Source organism: Aquabacterium sp., from assembly GCF_041909175.1.
Lineage (GTDB): Bacteria > Pseudomonadota > Gammaproteobacteria > Burkholderiales > Burkholderiaceae_C > Aquabacterium.
Window position 1 is genome coordinate 317,944 of the sequence record NZ_JAYRDZ010000006.1, and the last position, 6,168, is coordinate 324,111.

General features: G+C 63.3%; 7 protein-coding genes. 6 read left to right on the plus strand and 1 reads right to left on the minus strand.

Features of this window, described 5'->3' with window-relative positions; translation table 11 throughout:
- The first annotated feature begins 23 nt into the window (after positions 1-23).
- From ACE3PH_RS11385 to ACE3PH_RS11405, 5 genes are read left to right on the plus strand one after another with little or no spacing between them, the layout of a single operon-like run.
- Positions 24-968, plus strand: a complete 945-nt coding sequence (locus tag ACE3PH_RS11385; protein ID WP_374318984.1) for an isopenicillin N synthase family dioxygenase — start codon at positions 24-26, stop codon at positions 966-968.
- Positions 943-1,734 (plus strand): ABC transporter ATP-binding protein, encoded by a 792-nt coding sequence (locus ACE3PH_RS11390; protein ID WP_374318986.1) that lies wholly within the window; start codon positions 943-945, stop codon positions 1,732-1,734. Before ACE3PH_RS11385 ends, ACE3PH_RS11390 begins: the two co-directional genes overlap by 26 nt.
- 1 nt (position 1,735) lies before the next feature.
- Positions 1,736-2,512, plus strand: a complete 777-nt coding sequence (locus ACE3PH_RS11395; protein WP_374318987.1) for an ABC transporter permease — start codon at positions 1,736-1,738, stop codon at positions 2,510-2,512.
- Between the two features lie 25 nt (positions 2,513-2,537).
- Entirely contained in the window at positions 2,538-3,932 is a 1,395-nt protein-coding gene (locus ACE3PH_RS11400) for an amidohydrolase family protein (RefSeq protein ID WP_374318989.1), read from the plus strand.
- A gap of 6 nt (positions 3,933-3,938) precedes the next feature.
- Entirely contained in the window at positions 3,939-4,454 is a 516-nt protein-coding gene (locus ACE3PH_RS11405) for a nucleoside deaminase (RefSeq protein WP_374318991.1), read from the plus strand.
- Here the strand turns inward: ACE3PH_RS11405 and cysK are convergent.
- Entirely contained in the window at positions 4,437-5,420 is a 984-nt protein-coding gene (gene cysK, locus ACE3PH_RS11410; protein WP_374318993.1) for a cysteine synthase A, read from the minus strand. The two genes, ACE3PH_RS11405 and cysK, sit on opposite strands and share 18 nt — an antisense overlap.
- Positions 5,421-5,647: 227 nt before the next feature.
- Here cysK and ACE3PH_RS11415 point away from each other — a divergent pair, with 227 nt between their 5' ends.
- Positions 5,648-5,971 carry a hypothetical protein gene (locus ACE3PH_RS11415; protein WP_374318995.1) on the plus strand — a complete coding sequence of 108 codons (324 nt, stop codon included), beginning with the start codon at positions 5,648-5,650 and terminating at the stop codon, positions 5,969-5,971.
- Positions 5,972-6,168 lie beyond the last annotated feature (197 nt).

Genomic DNA, 6,168 nt, shown 5'->3' on the forward strand with positions numbered 1-6,168 from the left:
CAACCTCACAAGAAGCACACATCATGACTGAGTACGCCCTGCCCATCATCGACATGAGCCAGCCCGAAGGGCTGCCCCAGCGTCTGGATCTCGCCTGCCGCACGCACGGCTTTTTCTATGTGGTCGGGCATGGCGTACCGGCCGAGTTGCGTGCAGCCGCCTTCGAGATGTCCAAGCGCTTCTTTGCCCTCAGCGACGAGGCCAAGAACCAGTGGCACATCGAAAAAAGCGGCATCCACCGTGGGTTCGACCCCATTGGCTGGCAAAAGCTGGACCCGACCATGCCAGGCGACATCAAGGAAAGCTTCTACATGGGAGTGGACCGCGGCCCCGAAGACCCGCTGGTCAAGGCCCATGTGCCCAACCAGGGCGCCAACCAATGGCCAGACGAAGAACTGGTGCCTGGCTTCAAGGCCACCATGCAAGCCTATGAAGCCGCGCTCAACGACCTGGGCCACCGCCTGCTGTCGGTCATTGCCCAGGGCCTGAAGCTGCCAGCTGATTACTTTGAAGCCTTCCTGAAAGACCCCACTCCCATCCTGCGCCTGCTGCACTACCCTGAGCAACCGCCATCGAACAAGCTGGAACCCGGCCAGATCGGCTGTGGCGCCCATACCGACTGGGGCAGCGTCACCTTGCTGGCCCAAGACGATGCAGGCGGCCTGCAGGTGCGAGCCAAAGACGGCACCTGGTTCGATGCCCCGCCCGTGCCTAACGCCTTTGTCGTCAACCTGGGCGACATGATGCAGCGCTGGACCAACGACGCCTACGTGTCGAACTTCCACCGCGTCTTCAACCCGAAGGGCCGCGAGCGCTACTCCATCGCCTACTTCTTCGACATGGACTACTTCTCCGAAGTCAAGGCGCTGCCAGGCTGCTTTGACGAGGCCAACCCGCCCCGCTATGCCCCCACCACGGCAGGGCAACACATCATCGAGATGTATGAACGCACCCGTACCGGCTATTGAAGTCCTTTCCGCAGAGCAGGTCTACCCGAACGGCACCCGCGCCCTCACACCGGTCGACCTGACCATCCAGCCGGGTGAGTTCATCACCTTGCTGGGCCCATCCGGCTGCGGCAAGAGCACCTTGCTCAAGATGATTGCCGGGCTGCTCGAGCCCACTGACGGGCGCCTGCTGCTCTCGCGCAAGCCCGTCAACGACACCAAGGTCGACCACCAGTTGTCCTTCGTGTTCCAGGAAGCCACGCTGATGCCCTGGGCCTCGGTCGAAGCCAATGTGCGCCTGCCGCTGGACCTCGCCGGCGTCCCCAAGTCAGAGTCGGGCCCCCGCGTGGCCGAAGCACTGGAACTCGTCGGCCTGGGCAAGTTCGGCAAGCACCGCCCGCGTGAACTGTCTGGTGGCATGCAGATGCGCGTGTCGATTGCACGTGGCCTGGTCACACGCCCCAAGCTGCTGCTCATGGACGAGCCCTTTGGCGCGCTCGACGAAATCACCCGCAACAAGCTCGACACCGACCTGCTGGAGCTGTGGCGCAAGACCGGCCTGACGGTCGTCTTCGTGACCCACAGCATCAGCGAAGCCGTGTTCCTGTCGTCGCGCGTCATCATGATGGCCGCCCGCCCTGGCCGGGTGGTGGAAGACCTCAAGGTCGACCTGCCCTACCCGCGCGACGAAGACAGCCGCACCAGCCCTGAATTCAATGCCCTGGTCCGCCATCTGCACCAACAACTGATGGCCGCCAGCGTGTCCGACACCGAGGAGGCCCACTGATATGAACCACGCTCGCCAATGGGTGATGCCGCTGATCGTGGCCGTGGTCCTGCTGGGACTGTGGCAAACCTGGGTCACCGTCAACGAAGTGCCGGCCTACCTCGTGCCGTCGCCCTGGCTCATCGCCAAAACCCTGGTGGCCGACTGGTCGCTGCTGAGCAGCGCCCTGTGGGTCACCGTGAAGATCACGCTGCTGGCGTTCGGTGTGTCGGCCCTTCTTGGCACCCTGGTGGCCTTTGCCTTCGTGCAAAGCCGGTGGATCGAAGCGGCCTTCTTCCCCTATGCCGTGCTGCTGCAGGTCACGCCCATCGTGGCCATTGCCCCGCTCATCATCATCTGGGTGAAGGACCCCACCGCCTCCATGGTGGTCTGCGCCACGCTGGTCGCGCTCTTTCCCATCATTTCCAACACCACCCTGGGGCTGCGCAGCGTGCACCCGGGCCTGGCGTCCTACTTCCAGCTGCAACGGGCCAACCGTCTGCAGGTGCTGATTCGCCTGCGCATTCCCAGCGCCCTGCCATACTTCTTTGCCGGCTTGCGCATTTCGGGGGGCCTGGCACTGATTGGTGCGGTCGTGGCCGAGTTCGTAGCGGGCACGGGCGGCACCGGTACCGGTCTGGCTTATCAGATCCTGCAGTCCGGTTATCAGCTCAACATCCCCCGCATGTTTGCAGCCCTGGTGCTGATCTCGCTGACCGGCGTGGCTGTGTTCTCTGCCCTGGCTGTACTCTCCCGCTGGGCACTGGGCGGCTGGCACGAAAGCGAATTGAACAAGTGACCCTCACATTCGAAGAAGTACAACCATGAGCTCATCAACCATCCTCATCCGTGGTGCCAAGGGCATCCTCACCGGTCTGGCAGGTGATGCCATGCGCCACGATGTCGCCACCCAGGGCGCCGACATCCGGGTCACCGGCAGCACCATCACCGCCATCGGCCAGCTCGAGCCGCTGCCCGACGAAAAGGTGATCGACGCCAGCGGCTGCATCGTCATGCCCGGCTGGGTCAACACCCACCACCACTTGTTCCAAAGCCTGCTCAAGGGCATCCCGGCCGGCATCAACCTGCCGCTGCTGGGCTGGCTCACGGCGGTGCCGGTGTCCTACCGCCGCCACTTCGACCACGAAGCCGTGCTGCGCCTGGCCGCACGCCTGGGCATGGTCGAGCTGCTGCTGTCGGGCTGCACCACTGTGGCTGACCACCAATACCACTACTACCCCGGCATGCCGTTCGACGCATCAGCTGCCGTGTTTGACGAAGCCGAAGACCTGGGCGTGCGCTTTGTGCTCGCCCGTGGTGGCCAGACTATCAAGCGCGAGGTAGACCGCAACGCCCCGCCCCAATGCCAGCCTGAAACGCTAGAACAGTTCCTCGCCAGCGTGGAAAAGGACGTGCACCGCTACCACGACCCGGCGGCTGACGCCATGCGCCGCGTGGTGAGCGCGGCCACCACACCCACCTGGTCCGTGCCGCCCGAGCACCTCAAGCCCATGGCCCGCGAAGCCCGCCGCCTGGGCATCCGCCTGCACAGCCACCTCAGCGAAACGAAGGACTACATCACTTACTGCAAGGAAGTGCACAACTGCAGCCCGGTGGAATTTGTCGAGCAACACGAATGGCTGGGCGAAGACGTGTGGTTTGCCCACCTGGTGCACCTCACCCCGGCTGAAATTCAGACCCTGGCGGCCACCGGCACCGGCATGGCCCACTGCCCGCAAAGCAACTGCCGCCTGGGCTCTGGCGTGGCGCCTGCACCGGCCCTCATGAAGGCCGGCGGCCGCGTGTCGCTGGCGGTCGATGGCGCTGCCTCGAACGAAGCGGCCGACATGTACCACGAGGCCCACACCGCCTGGATGGTGCACCGCGCTGTAGGCGGTGCCGATGCCATCTCTGCCGAAGACGTGGTCCGCATGGGCACCTTTGGTGGCGCGCAGATTCTGGGGCTCGATGCCGTGGGCACCCTGGAAGTGGGCAAGGCCGCCGACATCGTCGTCATGCCGCTCAACGAACCGCGCCAATGGGGCCTGCACGACCCCATCATTGCCCCGGTGGTCAGCGGTGCAGCCCGCCCCAGCACCGTGCTGTGCGCCGGCAAGATCGTGGTGGAAAACGGTGCCATTCCGGGCCTGGACCTCGAAGCCCTCAAGGCCGATGCCGACGAAGCCGTCGCCACCATCCTGAAAGCCCGCGCAGCCTGAGCCTTTATGCACTACACCCGACTGAAGCCCCTGACCGACGACCAGATCACCCGGCACCTGAAGCGCGCCAACGAGGTGGCCCGCCGGGCCATGGGGCTGGGGCGCCACCCCTTTGGCGCCATTCTGGTGGGGCCCGATGGTGAAACCGTGCTGGCCGAGCAAGGCAACGTCAACACGGTGAACCATGCCGAATCGGTGCTGGCCCGCACCGCCGCACTGAACTACAGCCCCGACGTACTCTGGCAGTGCACCCTGGTGACCACGGCCGAACCCTGCGCCATGTGCGCCGGCACCCAATACTGGGCCAACATCGGCCGCGTGGTCTACGCCATGACCGAAGAGCGCTTGCTGCAACTCACCGGCAATGCCGACGAGAACCCCACCATGAGCCTGCCCTGCCGTGAGGTCTTCTCACGCGGGCAAAAGCCCATTGAAGTGGTGGGCCCGGTTCCCGCCCTGGAGGAAGAGATTGCCGCCCTCCACCAAGGCTTCTGGGCCGCCCACTCAGGCAGCCAGGGGTAAGCCTGAGGCGTCAAACACGCCTTCAAACAAGATCGAGCTGAGGTAACGCTCGCCCGAGTCCGGCAAGATCACCACAATGGTCTTGCCGGCAAATTCTGGCCGCCTGGCCAGACGAGCCGCTACCGCCACCGCCGCGCCCGACGAGATTCCCGACAAGATGCCTTCCTCACGCGCCAGGCGGCGTGCGTAGTCAATGGCTTCCTCGTTGCTCACGGTTTCGATCAGATCAACCAGGTTCAGGTCGAGCACGCCCGGCACAAAGCCGGCACCAATGCCTTGAATCTTGTGCGGCCCCGGCTTCACCGGCTCGCCCCGGCGGGTCTGCGTCAAGATGGGGCTTGCAGCCGGCTCCACCGCCACGGACACCACCGCCCTGCCCTGGGTCTGCTTCAGGTAGCGCGACACCCCAGTGATGGTGCCGCCCGTGCCCACACCCGACACGAACACATCCACCGCCCCGTCGGTGTCCTTCCAGATTTCGGGGCCCGTGGTGGCCTCGTGAATGGCCGGGTTGGCAGGGTTCTTGAACTGCTGCAGCAGCACATAGCGGCTCGGGTCAGACGCCGCAATCTCTTCGGCCTTGGCCACGGCACCACTCATGCCCTTGGCCCCTTCGGTCAACACCAGCTTGGCGCCATAGGCCAGCAGCAGCTTGCGGCGCTCCAGGCTCATGGTTTCAGGCATGGTCAGCGTGAGCGGAATGCCGCGTGCCGCCGCCACAAACGCCAGCGCAATGCCGGTGTTGCCGCTGGTGGGCTCAACCAACTCTTTGCCCGGGCCCAGCAGGCCGCGCTTTTCGGCGTCCCACACCAAGGCGGCGCCAATGCGGCACTTCACCGAGTAAGCCGGGTTGCGGCCCTCAATCTTGGCGAGCACCGTGGCGGGCGCGCCATCCAGAATGCGGTTGAGTTTGACCAGAGGGGTGTGCCCGATGGACTGGGCATTGTCGGCATAGACGTTTGACATGCATGACCTCGTGATGTGGTGGGTTCCTGCCAGTTTCTGCCCCTGCCGGCCCCACATCAACGAAGCAAACCTCAGCGCCTTATGCGGAAAACGAGGATGCCACTGTCTCAAATCCGAAATTGACCAGCCTCTAAGCGGACAGTATGCTTAACAAATAGAAAACAAGTGGATTCAAATTCACTGATCAGGGATGGAACAACATGCCACACGAGGCTACGAACTACCGTGTGTCCAAAAAACTGGCGCCTGACACGGCAGGTGCCATCAAGCTTGCTCAGCGATATGGCGACAAGCTGGTTTGCGTCAGACATCGCATTTCTCCAGACGGACAAACTCGCGTCACCACGGTTGAACTTGCTGTTGAGCAAGCCCCGCTGCGCGCCAAGGCAACGGATCTCGTCGGCGTGGACATTGCCTACAACGAGCGCCAGTTACGGTCTGTCGTACTGGCGGCCGGAGCGCAGTGGAGCCCCAAAGACAAACTTTGGCTCATGCCGCTGAGTGTGGTGAGGTCCCTGGGCCTGCAGGACCGCATTCGGAAAAGTGGATAGATATGGACTCCACATCTATCCATAAATGGCTACATCTAGCCGTTTATTGCCATATGTGGCCATGTGCCACTGACGTCTAAATTACGTTAGGCCACGCATTACATGCGCTCAGACATTCGTAAGACTTAAGCAATCGAGATCCCAATGAAGGCAACAGACTTCCCTCCAATTCAAGAGACGTTCTCAGAGGTTTTCAT

What these genes read in the sequence shown, in the direction of transcription:
- ACE3PH_RS11385 (WP_374318984.1), top strand. Translation starts at nt 24, where the DNA reads ATGACTGAGTACGCCCTGCCCATCATCGACATGAGCCAGCCCGAAGGG.
- ACE3PH_RS11390 (WP_374318986.1), top strand. Translation starts at nt 943, where the DNA reads ATGAACGCACCCGTACCGGCTATTGAAGTCCTTTCCGCAGAGCAGGTC.
- ACE3PH_RS11395 (WP_374318987.1), top strand. Translation starts at nt 1,736, where the DNA reads ATGAACCACGCTCGCCAATGGGTGATGCCGCTGATCGTGGCCGTGGTC.
- ACE3PH_RS11400 (WP_374318989.1), top strand. Translation starts at nt 2,538, where the DNA reads ATGAGCTCATCAACCATCCTCATCCGTGGTGCCAAGGGCATCCTCACC.
- ACE3PH_RS11405 (WP_374318991.1), top strand. Translation starts at nt 3,939, where the DNA reads ATGCACTACACCCGACTGAAGCCCCTGACCGACGACCAGATCACCCGG.
- cysK (WP_374318993.1), bottom strand. Translation starts at nt 5,420, where the DNA reads ATGTCAAACGTCTATGCCGACAATGCCCAGTCCATCGGGCACACCCCT.